This window comes from Rhodococcus sp. SBT000017, assembly GCF_003688915.1.
Classification (GTDB): Bacteria; Actinomycetota; Actinomycetes; order Mycobacteriales; family Mycobacteriaceae; genus Rhodococcoides.
On record NZ_REFU01000001.1, the window covers coordinates 3168444 to 3187287 of the forward strand.

Annotated in this window: 17 protein-coding genes; 9 read left to right on the top strand and 8 right to left on the bottom strand. The window is 64.3% G+C overall.

What is annotated here, in order from left to right; all coding sequences use genetic code 11:
• The first annotated feature begins 101 nt into the window (after nucleotides 1–101).
• The 4 genes from AYK61_RS14720 to AYK61_RS14735 are packed head-to-tail and all read left to right on the top strand — an operon-like array spanning nucleotide 102 to nucleotide 4928.
• The gene (locus tag AYK61_RS14720; protein ID WP_121871319.1) at nucleotides 102–1700 is read left to right on the top strand and encodes an aldehyde dehydrogenase (NADP(+)); all 1599 of its coding nucleotides are present in this window, start codon (nucleotides 102–104) and stop codon (nucleotides 1698–1700) included.
• Between the two features lie 33 nt (nucleotides 1701–1733).
• Nucleotides 1734–2660 carry a 5-dehydro-4-deoxyglucarate dehydratase gene (locus AYK61_RS14725; RefSeq protein ID WP_121871320.1) on the top strand — a complete coding sequence of 309 codons (927 nt, stop codon included), beginning with the start codon at nucleotides 1734–1736 and terminating at the stop codon, nucleotides 2658–2660.
• Entirely contained in the window at nucleotides 2660–3928 is a 1269-nt protein-coding gene (locus tag AYK61_RS14730) for a glucarate dehydratase family protein (RefSeq protein ID WP_121871321.1), read from the top strand. Before AYK61_RS14725 ends, AYK61_RS14730 begins: the two co-directional genes overlap by 1 nt.
• Nucleotides 3929–3980: 52 nt before the next feature.
• The gene (locus tag AYK61_RS14735) at nucleotides 3981–4928 is read left to right on the top strand and encodes a GGDEF domain-containing protein (protein ID WP_147458335.1); all 948 of its coding nucleotides are present in this window, start codon (nucleotides 3981–3983) and stop codon (nucleotides 4926–4928) included.
• Between the two features lies 1 nt (nucleotide 4929).
• Here the strand turns inward: AYK61_RS14735 and AYK61_RS14740 are convergent, their stop codons facing one another.
• Nucleotides 4930–5478 (bottom strand): TetR/AcrR family transcriptional regulator, encoded by a 549-nt coding sequence (locus AYK61_RS14740; protein ID WP_121871323.1) that lies wholly within the window; start codon nucleotides 5476–5478, stop codon nucleotides 4930–4932.
• Nucleotides 5479–5560: 82 nt separating this feature from the next.
• Between AYK61_RS14740 and AYK61_RS14745 the strand changes: the two genes are divergently transcribed.
• Complete coding sequence (locus AYK61_RS14745; RefSeq protein WP_121871324.1) at nucleotides 5561–6487, top strand: alpha/beta hydrolase; 927 nt, start codon at nucleotides 5561–5563, stop codon at nucleotides 6485–6487.
• Here the strand turns inward: AYK61_RS14745 and AYK61_RS14750 are convergent.
• From AYK61_RS14750 to AYK61_RS14765, 4 genes are all read right to left on the bottom strand, one after another.
• Entirely contained in the window at nucleotides 6484–7152 is a 669-nt protein-coding gene (locus tag AYK61_RS14750) for a TetR/AcrR family transcriptional regulator (RefSeq protein ID WP_121871325.1), read from the bottom strand. The genes AYK61_RS14745 and AYK61_RS14750 overlap by 4 nt on opposite strands.
• A complete protein-coding gene (locus AYK61_RS14755) occupies nucleotides 7149–7994 on the bottom strand; it encodes an SDR family NAD(P)-dependent oxidoreductase (protein ID WP_121871326.1) in 846 nt (281 codons plus the stop codon). The genes AYK61_RS14750 and AYK61_RS14755 overlap by 4 nt, the downstream gene beginning before the upstream one ends.
• Complete coding sequence (locus AYK61_RS14760; RefSeq protein ID WP_121871327.1) at nucleotides 7991–9481, bottom strand: NAD(P)/FAD-dependent oxidoreductase; 1491 nt, start codon at nucleotides 9479–9481, stop codon at nucleotides 7991–7993. Before AYK61_RS14760 ends, AYK61_RS14755 begins: the two co-directional genes overlap by 4 nt.
• Before the next feature lie 105 nt (nucleotides 9482–9586).
• Nucleotides 9587–11077 carry a SulP family inorganic anion transporter gene (locus AYK61_RS14765; RefSeq protein WP_121871328.1) on the bottom strand — a complete coding sequence of 497 codons (1491 nt, stop codon included), beginning with the start codon at nucleotides 11075–11077 and terminating at the stop codon, nucleotides 9587–9589.
• Between the two features lie 339 nt (nucleotides 11078–11416).
• On the opposite strand from AYK61_RS14765, the gene AYK61_RS14770 reads away from it, so the two are divergent.
• Both AYK61_RS14770 and AYK61_RS14775 read left to right on the top strand, forming a co-directional pair.
• The gene (locus AYK61_RS14770) at nucleotides 11417–13042 is read left to right on the top strand and encodes a ribonuclease J (protein ID WP_121871329.1); all 1626 of its coding nucleotides are present in this window, start codon (nucleotides 11417–11419) and stop codon (nucleotides 13040–13042) included.
• Nucleotides 13043–13253: 211 nt separating this feature from the next.
• A complete protein-coding gene (locus tag AYK61_RS14775; protein WP_121871330.1) occupies nucleotides 13254–14510 on the top strand; it encodes a lipase family protein in 1257 nt (418 codons plus the stop codon).
• Between the two features lie 8 nt (nucleotides 14511–14518).
• On the opposite strand, the gene AYK61_RS14780 is transcribed toward AYK61_RS14775, so the two are convergent.
• On the bottom strand, nucleotides 14519–14926 hold the full coding sequence (locus AYK61_RS14780) for a MerR family transcriptional regulator (RefSeq protein ID WP_121871331.1): 408 nt from the start codon (nucleotides 14924–14926) through the stop codon (nucleotides 14519–14521).
• 34 nt (nucleotides 14927–14960) lie between these two features.
• The gene (locus tag AYK61_RS14785; RefSeq protein WP_310886830.1) at nucleotides 14961–16469 is read right to left on the bottom strand and encodes a SulP family inorganic anion transporter; all 1509 of its coding nucleotides are present in this window, start codon (nucleotides 16467–16469) and stop codon (nucleotides 14961–14963) included.
• Nucleotides 16470–16621: 152 nt separating this feature from the next.
• Here AYK61_RS14785 and AYK61_RS14790 point away from each other — a divergent pair, with 152 nt between their 5' ends.
• Entirely contained in the window at nucleotides 16622–17515 is an 894-nt protein-coding gene (locus AYK61_RS14790; RefSeq protein ID WP_121871333.1) for a LysR substrate-binding domain-containing protein, read from the top strand.
• A 171-nt stretch (nucleotides 17516–17686) separates the two neighbouring features.
• Here the strand turns inward: AYK61_RS14790 and AYK61_RS14795 are convergent, their stop codons facing one another.
• The gene (locus AYK61_RS14795; RefSeq protein ID WP_147458336.1) at nucleotides 17687–18469 is read right to left on the bottom strand and encodes a class I SAM-dependent methyltransferase; all 783 of its coding nucleotides are present in this window, start codon (nucleotides 18467–18469) and stop codon (nucleotides 17687–17689) included.
• Nucleotides 18470–18661: 192 nt separating this feature from the next.
• On the opposite strand from AYK61_RS14795, the gene AYK61_RS27335 reads away from it, so the two are divergent.
• Entirely contained in the window at nucleotides 18662–18838 is a 177-nt protein-coding gene (locus tag AYK61_RS27335; RefSeq protein WP_179272143.1) for a hypothetical protein, read from the top strand.
• Nucleotides 18839–18844: the final 6 nt, after the last annotated feature.

Consider the following 18844-nt stretch of genomic DNA (forward strand, 5'->3'; position numbering starts at 1 on the left):
CTTGGACATGTATCGATCGGCCTTCTACCGTGTTGAGCTATGAGCCAGGTCACGCCCTGGCGTCAGTGCATGTATCGCACCACAGCCCTAGGAGTCACCCCATGACAGCGTCGACGACACAGTCCACCAACCTCACCGGCCGGATGATCATCGCCGGCGTCCCGGTCTTCGGTGCCGGCACGCAGATTCACGGAATCGACCCCAGCACCGGCGCGAACCTCGATCCTGCCTACGGTCACGGCGACAATACCGACGTCGACAAGGCCTGTGCCGCAGCGGCCGAAGCGTTCGCCGATTACCGGGCCACTTCCTCGGAGACTCGAGCTCAGTTCCTCGAGACCATCGCAGACAACATCTCGGCTCTCGGCGACACGCTGATCGAGCGCACCGTCGCCGAGTCCGGACTTCCGTTGGCCCGCATCACCGGCGAGGTCGGCCGCACCACCGGGCAGCTCCGCCTGTTCGCTTCGGTTCTGCGCGAAGGTAGTTGGAACGGCGCCCGCATCGATCCGGCACAGCCCGAGCGCACGCCACTCCCCCGCGCCGACATCCGCCAACGGCAGATTCCGTTGGGCCCGGTTGCAGTGTTCGGAGCCAGCAACTTCCCGCTCGCGTTCTCCGTCGCCGGCGGCGATACCGCTTCTGCCCTTGCCGCCGGATGCCCCGTAGTGGTCAAAGCACACGATGCCCATCCGGGAACGTCCGAGCTGGTCGGTCGAGCGATCGCCGACGCCGTCGCGTCCACCGGAATGCCCTCGGGCATATTCTCTCTGCTGTTCGGATCCGGCCGCGGACTCGGTACCGCCCTGGTCACCGATCCGCGCATCAAGGCCGTCGGCTTCACCGGATCGCGTTCGGGTGGAACGGCTCTCGTCGCCGCCGCAGCCGGTCGCCGTGAGCCCATCCCGGTGTACGCGGAGATGAGTTCCATCAACCCCGTGTTCGTCATGGACGGAGCTCTCGCCACCCGCGGTGCCGAACTCGGCCGCGCGTTCGTCGCCTCGTTGACGATGGGCTCGGGCCAGTTCTGCACCAACCCCGGCCTCGTCATCGCCGCGGACGGTCCGGGGCTGCAGTCCTTCACCGATGCAGCGGCCGCCGCGGTACAGGAGTCCACCCCCACCACTATGCTGACCCCGAACATCGCGTCCAGCTACGCCGACGGCGTCACCACCCTGTCCGACGCGGTGACCGTGGTGGCGCGAGGATCGGATTCCGACGCCCCGAACGCCTGTCGCGCAGCACTGTTCGGTACCGATGCCGATACGTTCCTCACCTCCGAGGCTGCTCAGGCCGAGGTGTTCGGTGCCTCGAGTCTCATCGTTCGTTGCACAGACGCTCAGCAGGTACGCGACGTTGCCGCACTGTTGGAAGGCCAGCTCACCGCCACGGTGCACGCCGACGAGTCCGATCACGCCGAGGCAGGCAAGCTCCTCTCGGTTCTCGAACTCAAGGCCGGCCGCATCCTCTTCGACGGATGGCCCACCGGCGTCGAGGTCGGCCACGCAATGGTGCACGGCGGCCCCTTCCCCGCCACCTCCAACTCCCGCACCACCTCGGTCGGATCGCTCGCAATCGAGCGCTTCCTGCGTCCCGTTTCGTACCAGGACGTTCCGACATCGTTGCTGCCCAGCGCAATTGCCGACGGAAATCCCGACGGGATCTTCCGCCGCATCGACGGCCGGCTCATCCAAGACTGATTCACCCACACCTAGTTCAACGAGGAGACCCCCATGCTCGACGGAGTCCTGTTCTTCCCCGTCACCCCGTTCACCGCCGCCGGTGAGGTCGATTACGACCTACTCGCCGCCCACATCGCGAAGGGTGTCGACGCCGGGCCCGGTGGAGTGTTCATCGCCTGCGGCACCGGTGAATTCCACGCCCTCGAAATCGAGGAGTTCGGCACGATCGTGCGCACCGCGGTCGACGTCGTCGCGGGCCGCGTTCCGGTCTACGCCGGCGCGGGTGGATCCGTCGCGCAGGCCAAGGCATTCGCGATCGCTGCGAAAGCCAACGGAGCCGACGGCATCCTGCTGCTCCCGCCGTACCTGGTGACCATGCCGCAGGCCGGTCTGGTCAACTACACCAAGGCCGTTGCCGGTGCATCGGATCTACCGTTGATCGTCTACAACCGCGGCAACGCCCGCTTCACCGAGGACTCGGCCGTCGAGGTAGCGCAGCTGCCCACCGTCGTCGGATTCAAGGACGGCACAGGAGATCTCGATCAGGTCGGCCGCATCGTCCGCGCGGTGCTGGACGCCCTGGAACCGTCGGGCAAGCCCTTTCAGTTCTTCAACGGCCTGCCTACGGCGGAGGTCTCGCAGCAGGCATATCGAGCCATCGGTGTCACGCTGTACTCCTCGGCGACGTTCGCCTTCGCGCCCGAGCTGGCCCTGGCGTTCTACCGCTCGCTCGACAGCGGTAACGACAAGCTCACTGCCGCACTGCTTCGCGAGTTCTTCCACCCGCTGGTTCGCCTGCGAGACAAGGTTCCCGGTTACGCCGTCTCGCTCATCAAGGCGGGCGTGACGATGGAAGGGATCGAGGCAGGCCCCGTGCGCCCGCCGCTGGTTGACATCAGCGCACCGCACCTCGAGGAACTGACCGCGATCGTTGCCGCCGGCCGGGCCGTGTTGGCAGACGAGCTCGCGGTGCACTGATGCAGGATCCGGTCCTGATCACCGGCGCTCGAATCACTCCGATCGCCTTCGTCGACCCGCCGTTGCTCAACACCGTCGGCGTGCATCAGCCCTACGCACTGCGCGCGATCATTCAGTTGGACACCGATGCGGGCGTCGTCGGACTCGGCGAGACCTACGCGGACACCGCGCATCTCGCTCGTCTCGACGAGGCAGCCCGGGCCATCACCGGGCTGGACGTGTTCGCACTCCACTCCATTCGAGACGCCGTCGATACCGTGTTGGGGACGTTGTCGACCACCGGCGGAGACGGCGTCGCCGGAATGATCACCACGGCCAGTACGACAGACCGCGTGTTCTCCCCGTTCGAGATCGCCTGCCTGGATGTTCAGGGCAAAGTGCTGGGGCGACCGGTGTCGGATCTGCTCGGCGGCAAGGTCCGCGATTCGGTTCCGTTCAGTGCATATCTGTTCTACAAGTGGGCGGCGCATCCCGGCCGGAACCCCGACGAATGGGGCGAGGCCGTCGGCCCGGCCGGTCTGGTGCGCCAAGCGCGAAAGATGATCGACGAGTACGGCTTCGGGGCCATCAAGGTCAAAGGCGGGGTCTTTCCGCCCGACGAGGAGATAGCCGGAATCAAAACGCTCCGCGAGGCATTCCCCGAGCTGCCGCTTCGGCTCGACCCCAACGCGGCGTGGACGGTCGACACCTCCATCCGCGTCGCCGCCGAGCTCGACGGCATCGTGGAGTATCTGGAAGATCCGACACCGGGACTCGACGGGATGGCAGAAGTCGCGCGTGAGGCGAAGATGCCACTGGCGACCAACATGTGCGTCGTCGCGTTCGATCATCTGAAGCCTGCAGTACTGAAGGACTCGGTGCAGGTGGTGCTGTCGGATCACCACTACTGGGGTGGTCTGCAACGGTCGAGGCTGCTGGCCGGAATCTGCGACACCTTCGAGATGGGACTGTCGATGCACTCGAACAGCCATCTCGGCATCAGCCTGGCCGCAATGGTTCACCTCGCCGCAGCGACACCGAACCTGACGTACGCCTGCGACACGCACTGGCCGTGGAAGAACGAGGACGTCGTGGTGCCGGGGAAGTTGAACTTCGTCGACGGCGCAGTGGCCGTTCCCACCGGCCCGGGTCTGGGCGTCGAGATAGACGAGGACGCTCTCGCGGCACTGCATCGGCAGTACCTCGAGTGCGGTATCCGGGACCGCGACGACACCGGATACATGCAGAGCATCGATCCGAGCTTCGAGAACACGTGCCCTCGTTGGTAGCGGGCTAAGCTCGCCGGCAGGTCGTGGGGATCTGTGCGGGAGGATTCGTCGTGTGAACAGCGGTTGGCAGTATTCCCCTACCTCGGTGGCCCGAACGTCCGGGGTCAATTGCCTCGTCAGCGGACTGGTAGGTGTCGTCACCGTCTTCGGGGCGTCGACGCAGGCCGAGCCGGTGCTGGCCATGCTGGCCGTGCTGTGGTGCGGAATAGGCGTCTACATGATCGCCGCAGCACCTGCTCTCTCTCGACGGCTGTATCTGTCGATGCACCTGTCGGGCCTGACGAGTATCGCTCTGTTCTGCACTGCTGCGGACGGCGAGGTTGCTGCGCTGTGCGGGATCTTCCTCCAGCTACTGTTGGTGACGCCGGCATTCATCGTGCTTCCCAATCGCATCGCCTGGCGTACAACGGTTCTCAATGCGAGCTACATTGCTTACCTGGGCCTCGCGGTCGGAAACCTGCACCCCGTTCTGGTGATCAACGCCGAGCTCACGCTGATCGCGATCGCAATTTCCGCGGCATGGGTGCAGAGCGTGGCATCGACCTCCGAGATCGACGATCTCACCCAACTCGCGAATCGGCGACGTCTCACTCGCGAGTTGGACGCGCGGCCGGGAACGGTGACGAGCGGAAAGATCGACGCCATCGCGGTGGTTGACATCGATCACTTCAAGGCCATCAACGACGACTTCGGGCACGCGGCCGGCGACCACGCGCTCGAGATCGTATCGGCCGCACTTCGTCGATGCCTGCCTCCGGAATACCTACTGAGCCGTTCCGGCGGCGACGAGTTCACCGTGTTGTGCACGTCCGGCACGATCGCGGAACTGAGCGACGCCGTCGACCGCGTCCGGGCCGAGCTCCCGCCGGACCTGACGATCTCGGTGGGCGTGGCGGGTAGGCAGGGCACCGAGGCCGCCCGCACCACGCTCGGTCGGGCCGATCGGGCCCTGTACGAGTCCAAGAATCTCGGGCGGAACCGCACGACCGTCCACGAGTAGGTCAGCGCGAGACGCCGACTTTGCGGAACAACAGATCGACGATGGCACGTTTCGACGCCTCGTCCTGCGGGTGCGTCAGCATGGCCTCGATGACGAAGACGATCATCCGGGTCGACGGTTCGATGTCGGCATCGTCCACGCCTTCGCTGCGTAGCTCGACGGCGATCCACTGTTCCCACAACGCGTGAAAATCGTTGTGCCATTTGTCGATGCACGCCGATGCGGACGTGCGGGCGTGGACCGTGTCGACCAGCCGGTGATACTTCTCGAGCTCTTCGACCACCCAGAGAACCTGTTCGTTCACCGGATGCCCCGCGAGGGCACCGAATCGACCGAGAGCCTCGGTGTGTATGTCGTCGAGCACCCCGACGAGGAGCTCGTCCTTGTCGCCGAAATACCAGTAGATCGTATTGGTGGTCACTCCGGCAGCGCTGGCGATTCGCCCCATCGGGGTGTGCTCGTAGCCGTCGTCGACGAACAGCGACCGAGCGGCGTCCACGATCTCGGAGCGTTTCTCGGCTCGGTCGACGGGTCGGCGGTTGCGCGGCATTCGACCATCGTATCTTGATCGAGGTTCAAGATAGTGCTATTTTCTTGAATGCCGATCAAGAATCCGACGAAGGACGACCGACATGAGCGCCGACGAACAGCCCGGATACACCCGAACCGACGAACGGTTCGAATCGGAGGGAGTCCGTTGCGCCGTAGCCGTATACCGGCCGACCGGAGCCACAGCCGATAGCCCGGCAGTGGTCATGGCCCACGGATTCGGCACCCCACGTGTAATTCGCCTCTTCGCCTACGCGGAGATCTTCGCCCGCGCCGGCTACACGGTTCTCGTCTTCGACTACCGCCACTTCGGTGACAGCGACGGTGAGCCACGTCAGCTACTCGACATCGGCAAGCAACTCGTCGATTGGCGCAACGCCGTCGCCCACGCCCGAACACTCGACGGCGTCGACTCGGATCGCATCGTCGGTTGGGGTACCTCCTTCGCCGGCGGACACGTGCTCACCCGAGCCGGCACAGGGGAGAACTTCGCCGCTGTCATCGCCCAGATCCCGCATGTGGACGGAATCGCAGCCGTGCGCGCGACCGGACTTCGGCGCACCGTCAAGCTTGCCCCGTCAGCGGTGATCGACCAGATCCGCGCGTTGCGCGGGAAATCACCCCTGTACGTCGATTCGGTCGGCAACCCCGGCGATCGAGCCGTCATGACCTCGCCCGACGCCGTCCCCGGCCGCGACCTCCTCCTCGCCGAATCCGGATTGACGGACGGCGACTACCCGGAAACCGTTGCAGCACGGATTCTTCTGCGTATCGGGCTGTACTCGCCGGGTCGCACGGCGTCGTCCATCACGTGCCCAGTTCTGTTGCAGATCATGTCCGAGGACGTCGTCACACCGGCCTACGTCACCGTGAAGGTCGCAGCGAAGATCCCCGACGCCACCGTGCACATCCACAAGGGCGGGCACTTCGACCCCTACGTGCAGCCGCTGTTCCCGACCATCATCGAAGAACAACTCGCGTTCCTGAAAAGGGTTGTGCCGCCGAGCTAGGGCTCACGACGCACCGATTGCGCTGCCAGCGGCTCGACGATACTGCCCAGCAGTGTCGCGAGGGTGGCGACGACGACTCGGCGCTCGGCAGCGTAGCCGCTGAGATACCAGGTCATGGCGGTGTGGCTGATGCCGCCGATGGCCGCGGTCGCGAGCAGATCGACATCGAGATCCGGCCCCGACGAGACGTCCCCTGCGAACGCGCGGAGGTAGCCGAGCAGCAGGGCACCGAACTCGTGCATCACCGCCAGATACGTCTGCTCGACGCGCGGGCTGACCCCGAGCACCTCCATCCACACCACTCGGGCCAGGTGTGGATCTTCGATGACCTCGAAGAAGGAATCGAGCACCTGCACGGCGACGGCCCGGACATCACTGCGCGGATCCACCTCGGCCATCGCCTCGACGGCCGAATTCGTCAGGCGAGCAATGCATTCGCCATAGACCGCGAGCAGCAGGTCCTCGGTCTTGTCGAAGTGCCGATAGAAGTGACGATCTGCGACCTTGGCCCCGCGGCACAATCCGCGCACGGTCGCGGCTCGGTAGCCGACAGTGCCGAACACCCGAAGACCCGCATCCAACAGCTGCCTGCGCCTGCGCTCGTCGCGATCAGCGGCACTCTCACCGCCGTAGGCGCGTCCTGCGTTCTCGACGACCTCTGTCACTGTCGGCGAGTGTCGAGTTGCGCGGTCAGACGGCGCACTTCGGCATCTCGCTCCAGAATCGCGTCGTACACCGGATTGATGATGCCGCGCAGCAGCGACATCGGAATCCAGCGACCGGGCACCTGAATTCGCGGCGCCCGCCGCTCGATACCCCGCACCACACCTCGCGCAAGCGTGTCCGGGGAAATCGGACGGCGCAAGGGCGAGGGAAACCCCTTGGCGACCAGCGCTGTCGCGATCTCGTCGCCGCCGAACGCCACCTCGACGATCGGCGTGGCAATCCAACCGGGATACAGCACCCCGGCCGTGGCACCCGTGCCGGCCAACTCCAGCCTCAACGCCCGGCCGAGTTGTTCCACGGCTGCCTTCGAGGCCGCGTACGGCGCATTGGCCAACCCGTTGAGGTAGGCGTACGTCGAGGAGGTCAGCAAGACGTAGCCACCGGACTCGACGATGGACGGCAGTGCGGCCCGCACGGTGTTCCACACGCCCATCAGATTCACGCCGATGACCCTCTCGAAGACCCCATCCTCCGCGGATCGTACGGTGGATGCCCTTGCGCCACTGGAGATTCCGGCATTGGCGAACACCACGTCGAGCCGTCCGAACGTGGAGATCGCGGCGGCGACCGCGGCGTCCAACTGCTCGCGCACGGTAACGTCGGCGCGGGCCACGAGGACGCGCTCGCTGCCCAGCTTGCGACTCACCGAGTCGAGATCCGAGGACTCGGTGTCGACCAGAACGACGGAGGCACCCCGTCGATGCAGCGCCGCCGCGACGGCGGCACCGATTCCCCCGGCCGCACCGGTGATCAGGACGACCTTGCCCGAATGATCTTTCATGCCGGCACCTCGTCTTTCGTGATCGCATCGGTGGGCGCGAAGTGAATGTGGTGCTCCTGCGGACGAAAACGCTTGGCCCACCGACGGAAGGTGAAACTGAAACCGGGGAACATGGCCACGACGTGCCCGGACTTGGACTGATACCAGCTGTGGCAGCCGCCGTCCTTCCAGACGGTGCCGTCCATCTCGCGGTGAATCTTGTCGGTGTAGGCCTGCTCGGCATCTGCAGTGACCTCGATCGCCAGTGCCCCGCTCTGCTTGACGGCGTCGACGGCCCGCACGATGTACTCCATCTGCGCCTCGATGAGGAAGATCGCGGAGGTGTGCCCGATTCCGGTGTTGGGTCCGGTGACGACGAACAGGTTGGGGAACCCGGGGACCGTCGTGCCGAGGTAGGCGCGCGGGTAGGGATCCCAGACCTCGGACAGGGCCCGGCCGTCGCGTCCGATCACCGGGTACGAGATGACTCCGTCGGTGGCGTCGTATCCGGTGGACCACACCAACAGATCCACATCGACGTGTTCGCCTGTGGTGGTGACGATTCCGGTCTCGGTGATCTCGGCAATGCCGTCGTGCTTGTCGTGCAGAGTGACGTTCGACTTCCCCAGTGCCGGATACAACGTGTTGGACAGCAATACCCGCTTGCACCCGATGGTGTAGTCCGGGGTGACCTTGGCTCGAAGCTCGGGATCGGGCACCTGAGACTGGATGTGCTTCAACGCAGTTCGCTGCGCCACGGCCTTCAGCATCGTCCGCGAGTACTTGAACCCGACGACGCGAGTCTCGAGGGTCCAGTAGATGCCGGCGCGAACCGCCCTCCGAATCGGTTCGATACGCAGCAGCTTTCGCTGGAGCGCAGTGAATTCGCGATCGTGGCGCGGCATCACCCAGTGCGGGGTGCGCTGGAAGACGTGCAGTTGCTCCACCTCGGGTTGGATCGCCGGGATCACCTGTGCGGCGCTGGCACCGCTGCCGACGATCGCCACCCTCTTGCCTGCGTGGTCGTACTCGGTGTCCCAGTCGTTGGTGTGAAACTGCTTGCCGCCGAATCCCTCTCGGCCGGGGAAGGGCGGAATCACCGGCGTACTGAGCGGACCCGACGCGTTCACCACGAACGTGGCGGCGTAATCGCCGCGCGAGGTGGAGATCAGCCAGTGATCGCCGACCCATTCGATCTTCCGGACGTCGGTGTCGACATGCGTTCGAGCAGGCAGACCATTCGATTCGAGTACGTGGTCGGTGTACCGCTCGAGCTCCTCGCGTTCGGCGAACATGCGCGACCATTCGAACGGCTCGGACGCGATCGAATACAGCGGACTCTGCACGTCGACGGCTGCGCCCGGATATCGGTTCTGCTTCCACGTGCCACCGAGGAAGGGACGCCTCTCCAGGATGACGAAGTCGTCGATCCCTCGATCGAGCAGCGCTTTGGCTGCGCATTGGCCACCGAAGCCGCTGCCGATGATCACCACGTTGTGCACCTGCATCCTGACGGACCCCTCCCACGAGCGCTGCATCCGATGACGCGCGACATCACTTTAAAGTGATGACGCGCGATTCCGCAATGGAATCGGTAGATCGGCGAGCGCTGGTCAATGACCGCCCGAAAGCTGCCCGGTCAGCCGAACATGCCGCTCCGCAGAGGCCGCGTCGAGACCGACGATCACTGCCCGCTTGCCCTTCGCCTCGTACTTCGTGGTGATGGCATCGAGCGTGGCGACCGTGGACGCATCCCAGACATGGGCACCGCTGAGGTCGATGACGATGTTCTTCGGATCTCCCGCGTAGTCGAACCGATAGACCAGATCGTTGCTCGACGCGAAGAACAACTCCCCCTTCACTGCGTAGATGCGAGTGCCCTCGTTCGGATGCGCTACGTCGATGACCTCGGTCAGGTGCGCCACCCGCCGAGCGAACAGCACCATCGCGGTGACGACGCCGACGACGACGCCGTACGCGAGGTTGTGGGTGGCGACGGTGACGACCACGGTTGCCACCATGACTGCTGTTTCGCTCTTGGGCATGCGCCGCAACGTCTTCGGGCTGATGCTGTGCCAATCCATCGTGCCGATCGCAACCATGATCATCACGGCGGCAAGTGCGGCCATCGGGATCAGTGCCACGACGTCGCCCAGTCCGACCACGAGTATCAACAGGAACACCCCGGCCAGGAACGTGGAAATGCGAGTCCGGGCACCCGAGGCCTTGACGTTGATCATCGTCTGGCCGACCATCGCGCACCCACCCATGCCACCGAAGAAGCCGGTGATGACGTTCGCTGCGCCCTGGCCCCAACTCTCCCGGGTCTTGTTCGAGTGAGTGTCGGTGACGTCGTCGACGAGTTTTGCCGTCAGCAGCGATTCGAGCAGTCCGACGATGGCCATGGCGAGGGCGTACGGAGCGATGATGCTCAGCGTCTCGAGGTTCAGCGGGACGTCGGGGATCAGCAGCGCGGGCAGGCTCGACGGCAGTTCGCCCTCATCGCCGACGTCGGGGACGTTCAGCGTGAAGACCACTGTGGCAACGGTCAGCAGCACGATGGCGACGAGCGGTGCGGGCACGACCGACGTGATCCTCGGCAGCAGGAACATGATCAGCAGACCGACGGCCACCAGCGGGTAGACCAGCCACGGCACACCTATCAACGCAGGAAACTGAGAGGTGAAGATGAGAATGGCGAGCGCGTTGACGAAGCCGACCATGACGCTACGCGGGATGAAGCGCATCAACTTGGCAACCCCGAGGACCCCGAAAATCACTTGGAAGACGCCGGCGAGGATGACGGTGGCGATGAAGTAGTCGAGACCGTACTGCTTTGCGACCGGGGCGATGACCAGGGCAATAGCGCCGGTAGCGGCCGAAATCATCGCGGGACGACCACCGAGGAACGCGATCGACACGGCCATGGTGAAGGACGCGAACAGGCCCACTCGCGGATCGACGCCGGCAATGATCGAGAAGGCGATGGCCTCGGGAATCAGTGCCAGGGCCACGACGAGGCTTGCCAGCACCTCGGTCTTCAGCATTCGCGGGGACCGCAGGGCACTCATGACGGTCGGAATCCGTTCGGCGGAGTCGCTCATGTCTCTCCATTCGTGATCGATGGACCGCACGTGCCGACGAATGGCCGCTCTCATCCATGGGGTGGACGCATCGCTGCGCCCGAAGGCTTTTGTCGTGGAGCCCGATGGGCATCTCACGCGTCCCGCACACATCGGCGGGGGAGGAACGGTCAGGAAACTGATCCCTACTCTTACGCAATAGTAGAGTTGACGCAAATCAACAGTCTTCGGACCGGGGTCGACACCAGGTCGGAGGCCCCCCGTAGCGTAAGAGGCATGTCGAGATCACCACGCAACCGCAGATCCCCCGCCGCACCGAGAAAGCGATCCTCTTCCGCGCTTTCGGCAGGGCACCTTCGCGTGATCGCGACCGGCGGTCTCGGCGAGATCGGCCGGAACATGACCGTCTTCGAGTTCGACGGAAAACTGCTCATCGTCGACTGCGGCGTACTCTTCCCCGAGGAACATCAGCCCGGTGTCGACGTCATCCTCCCCGACTGGAGTTGCATCCGAGATCGTCTCGACGACGTCGTCGCGATCGTCCTCACCCACGGACACGAAGACCACATCGGCGGTGTCCCCTATCTGCTGCGCGAACGCGGCGACATTCCCGTCATCTCGTCGCGGCTGACACTGCACTTCCTGGCTGCCAAGTTCGAGGAGTTCAAGGTCTCGACAAAGCTGATCGAGGTCGAGGCGGGGCAAACCCGTCAGGAAGGCCCGTTCGAGCTCGAGTTCATTGCCGTCAACCACTCGATTCCCGACGGTCTGGCCATCGCCATTCGCACCGACGCCGGGCTGGTGCTGCACACCGGCGATTTCAAGATGGACCAGTTCCCGCTCGATGGTCGGATCACCGACCTCCGCAGCTTCGCACGCCTCGGCGAGGAAGGGCTCGATCTACTCCTGGTCGACTCGACCAACGCCGAGGTTCCGGGGTTCATGGTCTCCGAACGAGATCTGGTCCCGGCCATCGAGAAGGTATTCCGCGAAACGTCGGGACGCGTGATCGTCTCGAGCTTCGCCAGTCACGTACACCGCATTCAGCAGGTCCTCGACGCCGCGCATGCGCAAGGCCGCAAGGTCGCTTTCGTGGGCCGATCGATGGTGCGCAACATGAAAATTGCCACCGATCTGAACTACCTCGACGTACCCGACGGGCTCGTGGTCGATCTCCCGAAGCTCAATCGTCTTCCGGCGAACAAGATCACGTTGATCTGCACCGGATCTCAGGGCGAGCCGCTGGCCGCACTGTCTCGCATGGCGTCGGGTGAGCATCAGATCAAGGTGGGTGACGGCGACACCGTACTGATGGCCAGCAGCCTGATTCCCGGAAACGAGAATGCGATCTACCGCGTCATCAACGGCCTCGTCGACAAGGGTGCACGCGTGGTGCACAAGGGGAATGCGAAGGTGCACGTCTCGGGCCACGCCAGCGCAGGCGAGTTGGTCTACTGCTACAACATCCTCGAACCCGCGAATGTGCTTCCCGTACACGGTGAGTCGCGACACCTGCGCGCCAATGCCGATCTCGCGATCAGGACCGGCGTTCCCCGCGATCGCGTGTTGATCGCCGAGAACGGAAGCGTCATCGACCTGTTCGACGGCGTCGCGCAAATCACCGGCTCCGTCCCCATCGAGCTGATCTACGTCGACGGCAGTTCCGTCGGTGGTGTGACCGAGGATTCGCTGGCCGATCGACGCCTGCTCGCCAACGAGGGCGTCCTGACCGTCATCGCGATCGTGGACCCCGACACCGGTCTGCTCGTCGACGACGTCGACTTCATCGGACGCGGATTCGCCCACGAGGCCAACGCTTTCGACTCACTGGCCAAGGCGATCGGCAAGACCCTCACGCGCGAGAGCGACGTGAAGGTCGCCTCCCGGGAGAACATCGAGAAGCGCATCGTGCAGGAATCGGCCCGGTGGGCCAAGCAGACCCTGGGCCGTCAGCCCCTCATCGTCCCGGTGGTCGTGGACGGCTGAGCACGTCTTCTCAGTGGTGAGGTGGGTGACCACACGAAAGCCGCGCGCAGAACGGCTCCTGCCCGGTACGCCAAGGCCAGCTTGTCGTACCGGGTCGCCAGTCCCCGCCCGATCCGAGCAAATTTTGCGTTCGGCCCCTGTAAATGGTTCCGGCCCCTAGAGTCGTTTGGAAAGCTCCGGTAACGATCCGGAACTTCGACCGGGGGTCTCGATGGGGAAGTACGTGAAGTTCGGCCGTCGGTGTGCGGCGGTGGTCGCTGCGGTTTCACTGGTGGTGTCGGGCGGGCAATGGTCGGCGGGTGCCGATCCACTCGGCGATTTCCAGAATCCGCCGCGCACCGCCGAATCGATCGCCGCGACACCGCTCGACGATCCGTGGGTCGTTCCGCCGCCCGGATACGAAACAGCCGCTCCCGGAACAGTTCTACGGACCCGCAGCGTCACCGTCGGACCACTTGTCACCCCGGTCACCACCACCCAACTGCTGGTTGCCTCGACCGACGCTAAGGACCGCCCCGCTGCCATCGTCACCAGCGTCATCGTCCCGACCGCGCCCTGGACCTCGCCCGGTCCGCGCCCTGTTGTTGCATACAACATGGCCATCGATTCGCTCGGCGCCACGTGTGAGCCATCGTGGACCATGCAACGCGGCATCGCTCCGGAAATGGCACCCGTGCAGCTGCTTCTGGCGCGGGGCTACGCCGTCGTCGTCACCGACCATCAGGGGCCCCGCCATGCGTACGCCGTCGGACCGATGGCAGCGCACGCCGTACTCGACGGTCTGCGCGGCGCGGTCACGACCGCCGCGATCGGCCTCGATCCGACTGCGCCCCTGGGCATTACGGGCTACTCGGGCGGGGCGATCGCATCGGGCTGGGCCGTGCAGGAGGCTCCGGCCTACGCCCCCGAACTGAACATCGTCGGCGCAGCGTTCGGCGGAACGCCCACCGACTTCGCGCTGCTACGTCAGTCCATGAACGGCAACGCAGCGTCGGCGGTGTTCCTCGCGGCAGCGATGGGCGTTGCGCGCGAGTACCCGGAGATGCTGTCGCTCTACAACGACGACGGGTGGCGGCTCGCACAGGCGTCGAAGGACCTGTGCATCATCGGGATTGCACCGTTCGGAGTCGTTGCTCCGATCCGCATCGAGTCACTGTCCATCACTCCCGATGCGTTCAATTCGCCGCTGGCGCTCGCGGTTGCTGATCAGAATCGATTGGGAGACAGCGGAACCCCGACGGCACCGGTGTTCCTGTATCACGGACAGCAGGAGTTCTGGATTCCGAAGGAAGGTCCCGAGGCCGTGTTCGACAAGTGGTGTTCACGCGGAGCCGACGTCCGCCTCGAGGAATACCTGGGTGAGCACAGCATCGTTGCCGGCAGCGGAGCTCCCGGTGCGTTCGCGTGGTTGGACGACCGCCTCGCGGGAATTCCGGTTCAACCCGGATGCAGTAGCTTCGGCCGCTAGAGCCGAACCTACTCGCTCCGGGCTACTGCTCCGCGAGTCGACAACACCTCGGTGAGCTCCTCTGCGTAGGCGAGCTGCCGCCGCAACGTGCGGCAGCTGTCCTCGGCCTTGGTGTGACATTCACGAACGAAGGCCGCGGCCGACGACCTGGCGTCGTCGGTCGCGTTCTCGTCTCCGAGAACGTCGAGAGATTCCAGTAGCTGTTTCATTTCGGCCAACGTGAAGTCGAGTGGCTTCATCCGGCGAATGACGAGCAGGCGTTCGACGTCGGTCTCGGTGTAGAGCCGGAAGCCCCCGACGGTCCGAGCAGAGGGCGTGACCAGACCGACGTCGTCGTAGTGACGAACCGTGCGAATCGACAGCTCGGTTCGCTGAGCTACCTGGCCGATCTGCATGTGCATGTCGTCGTCCGTCATGTGCCACCTCTCTTCGCTCGAGCGTCCACCCTAGTCAGTGATCGGCACCCAGGTTTCCGCTGAGCCGATCGTGCCGTTCGATGGACGGCGCATTCAGACCCACGATCTCCACTGTCTTGCCCTTCGCGGCGTACTTGGTGGTGATGGCGTCCAGCGTCGCAACGGTCGATGCGTCCCAGATGTGCGACTCCGACATGTCGATGACGACGTTCTTCGGATCGCCCACGTAGTCGAACTGATAGATCAGGTCGTTGCTCGACGCGAAGAACAGCTCGCCCTTCACCGCGTAGACGCGGGTGTCCTCGTCGGGATGAGCCACATCGATCACCTCGGTCAGGTGCGCAACCCGCCTGGCGAACAGCACCATCGCGGTGATCACTCCGACGAGCACGCCGTATGCAAGGTTGTGGGTGATCACGGTGACTGCCACGGTCGAGACCATCACGAGGGTTTCGCTCTTGGGCATGCGCCGCAACGTCTTCGGGTTGATGCTGTGCCAGTCGAAGGTTCCGATCGAGACCATGATCATGACGGCGACGAGCGCGGCCATCGGAATCAGCGCGACGATGTCGCCGAGACCGACCACCAGAATCAGCAGGAAGACGCCGGCGAGGAACGTCGAGATCCGAGTGCGCGCACCGGAGACCTTGACGTTGATCATGGTCTGACCGATCATCGCGCAACCGCCCATGCCGCCGGTGAACCCGGTGACAAGGTTGGCCACACCCTGGCCCCAGCCCTCGCGGGTCTTGTTGGAATGCGAATCGGTGATGTCGTCGACGAGCTTGGCCGTCATCAGTGATTCGAGTAGACCGACCAGCGCAATGGCCAACGCGAACGGCGCGACGATCGACAACGTGTCGAAGGTGAACGGCACATCCGGGATCAGGAACGACGGCAGCGAGGACGGCAGTTCACCTTCGTCGCCGACGTCGGGCACGGCCAGCGCGAAGACGAGTGTGACGCCGGTCAGTATCACGATCGCGATCAGTGGTGCCGGCACGATGGTGGTGAGCTTGGGTAGGAAGAACATGATGGCCAGGCCCACGGCGACCATCGGGTAGACCAACCAGGGCACACCGATCAGGTACGGGATCTGCGAGGAGAAGATCAGAATCGCCAGCGCGTTGACGAACCCGACCATGACGCTGCGCGGTATGAAGCGCATCAGCTTGGCGACGCCGAGAACGCTGAGCAGGACCTGCAGAATTCCGCCGAGGATCACCGCTGCGATGAGGTAGTCGAGGCCGTAATCCCTCGCCAACGGGGCTACCACCAGCGCAATGGCTCCGGTCGCAGCGGAGATCATCGCGGGACGGCCACCGACGATGGAGATCGTGACCGCCATCGTGAACGACGCGAACAGCCCGACTCGCGGATCCACCCCGGCGATGATCGAGAACGAAATGGCTTCCGGAATGAGCGCCAGTGCCACGACCAGGCCTGCGAGCACTTCGGTCTTGAGTCGCTTCGGTGAGCGCAGCGCACCGAGCACCGAGACGTCTTCGATGGAGGTGGCAGGCACCTGGGCAGCTCGAGACACGACGGCTCCATTCGATGGGTGCAAGGGGGTGCTGCGCGGGAACTCTACTCTTACCGGAGGGAAGGTTACCAAATCGTCGGGATCGGGCTCGTACGCTAGTTTTATACGCAAAGGCACGCCGAAACTCCCCGCGCGATGCAAGGAATGAATCGATGTTCTCGCTCAACAGGCTCTCCTGCTTCATCGCCGTCGCCGAGGAGTTGCACTTCGGCCGCGCTGCCGAGAGGCTGCACATGACCCAGCCGCCCTTGAGCAGACAGATACAACAGCTCGAAAGCGAGGTCGGCGTACAGCTGATCGACCGCACGAGTCGATCGGTCACGCTGACGGCCGCGGGCCTGGCCTTCCTTCCCGAGGCTCGACGCATCCTCGATCTCGCCGAGGGCGCATTGCTGACGGTACGACGCGTCCCCACCGGCGACCTGGGGACCGTGGTCGTCGGATTCACCGGCGCATCGGCCCATGCGGTGCTGCCGCAGTTGCTCGATGCCGCACGCGCGAAGCTCCCGGATGTGAAACTCGTTCTGCGCGAGATGGTCTCGGCCGTACAGATGGAATCGTTGGCCGTCGGCGATCTGGATCTCGGGTTGGCCAGGCCACCACTCAAGCGACCGGGCATCGCGTCCCGGCCGGTGCTGCACGAGTCGTTGATCGCAGCAATGCCCGAGCATCACCCTCTGGCCGAGAAAGACGAACTGTCGGTGGAGGACTTCGACGAGCAGCCGATCATCATGTATTCACCCGTCGATGCTCGGTACTTCCACGAGCTGCTGATCAGCACCTTCACCATCGTCGGGGTTTCTCCGCGCTACGTGCAGTACGTGACCCAGGTGCACACGATGCTGGTGCTCGTTCGCTCCGGCATCGGATTGGCATTGGTGCCGGAGTCGGCATCGACCATGCGGCCGGAAGGTGTTGCGTTCCGGCCGGTTCGGACCGTGAAGGAGCGTCCCGTCGAACTCGACGCCGCCTGGCGCGTGGACAACGACAACCCGGCACTGCACCGCTTCATGACCGATGTGCTTCCGACGCGTGAGTGGTCGTGACGCGCAGCTGATCGAGCTGTGCCCGAAACCGCAAGTGAGCGCCCTTTTTACCGACTGCGCGCCCCCGATCACGTCATAGCGGGGGCGCGCAGTCGGTAACAGCGGTGTGAGGTCCCCGTTTGCGTGATCGATGGTCCGACAACCGCCGTGGGTTACGGAACCGCACGACCCTCATCTGGCAGCCATCGGCGTGCATTCGAGCAGCATGAAGAGTGGGCGGGTGAAATTGGTTGCCCAGAACTCGTCGGATTGTCGTTGCTCAGCAGACGGGCGAGGCTCTCGCAGGTTCGTGATGACGAACCCTGCTGCGGTGATCATCCCGATGTGCTCTTCCAACGAATAGAACTGCTGAAAGGACTCTGCAGGCGACGTCAGACCCGCAACGTCGAAACGCTGCTGGACCGTTCTGACACCGAAGTAGTCGTCGATCGTGGACGCGAAGCCGATTCCCTCTCGATCTGTGCGGGCGGCGTAGAAGCAGGGATGCATGGACAACACGATCAACCGCCCAGCGGGCTGAAGGACTCGACGAAACTCGACGAATCTTTTTGCGGGGTCGGCTATCCCGTGCGGAAGACGATTCGCGACGACGACGTCGACACTCGAGTCCGGCAACGGTAGGTCGGCCACATCGGCGCGATGATATTCCGCGCGGCGGTCTCCGCTCTCGGGGTGCTCGCGAGCTGCGACGATCAGCTCGGCGCAGGTATCGACGCCATGCACGTGCGCAGCCCCGCGTGCGATGAGTTCACGAGTGAAATACCCCTCGCCACAACCCGCGTCGAGTACGCAGACGCTTTCGGGGTCACCGATCAGATCCAGCAAGGCAACGTCGGTGACCTCCGTCTGAAACTTGTCGAGCCGTTGCCGAACGATGCGCTCCCAGTACGCCGCGTTCTGCTGATACCCGCGCGATACTTCGAGGTCACCCAGCATCTCGTCTCCCCGTGTCACCTGTTGATGTGATGGCCGTGAGCAACGCGTCGCACCGCCCGATCTTCGACCCGGTTCAGCGTATCCACCGAGCGCGACAGGGGACCCGTCTCCGTGAGGATTGCGGACAGTCGTTACTTTTCCTTATGATTTACCAGCGCGCCGGGAAGATCATCGGCGCTGCCGCATCCGGCTTCGACCCAGGGGGATCGCGTGACCACCGTTTTCTGGACACCACGTTTCGCTGCTGTGTACTTCCTCGCAGCTCTCGCAGCGTTCGTCCTGTTCACTGCGATCGGCTCGAACATGGCGATAGTCGCACCACTGATCTTGACCCTGATCGGACTGGGCATCGCCGTGTTGATTCGACACGGCAGGACCCGCCGATGAAGCGCA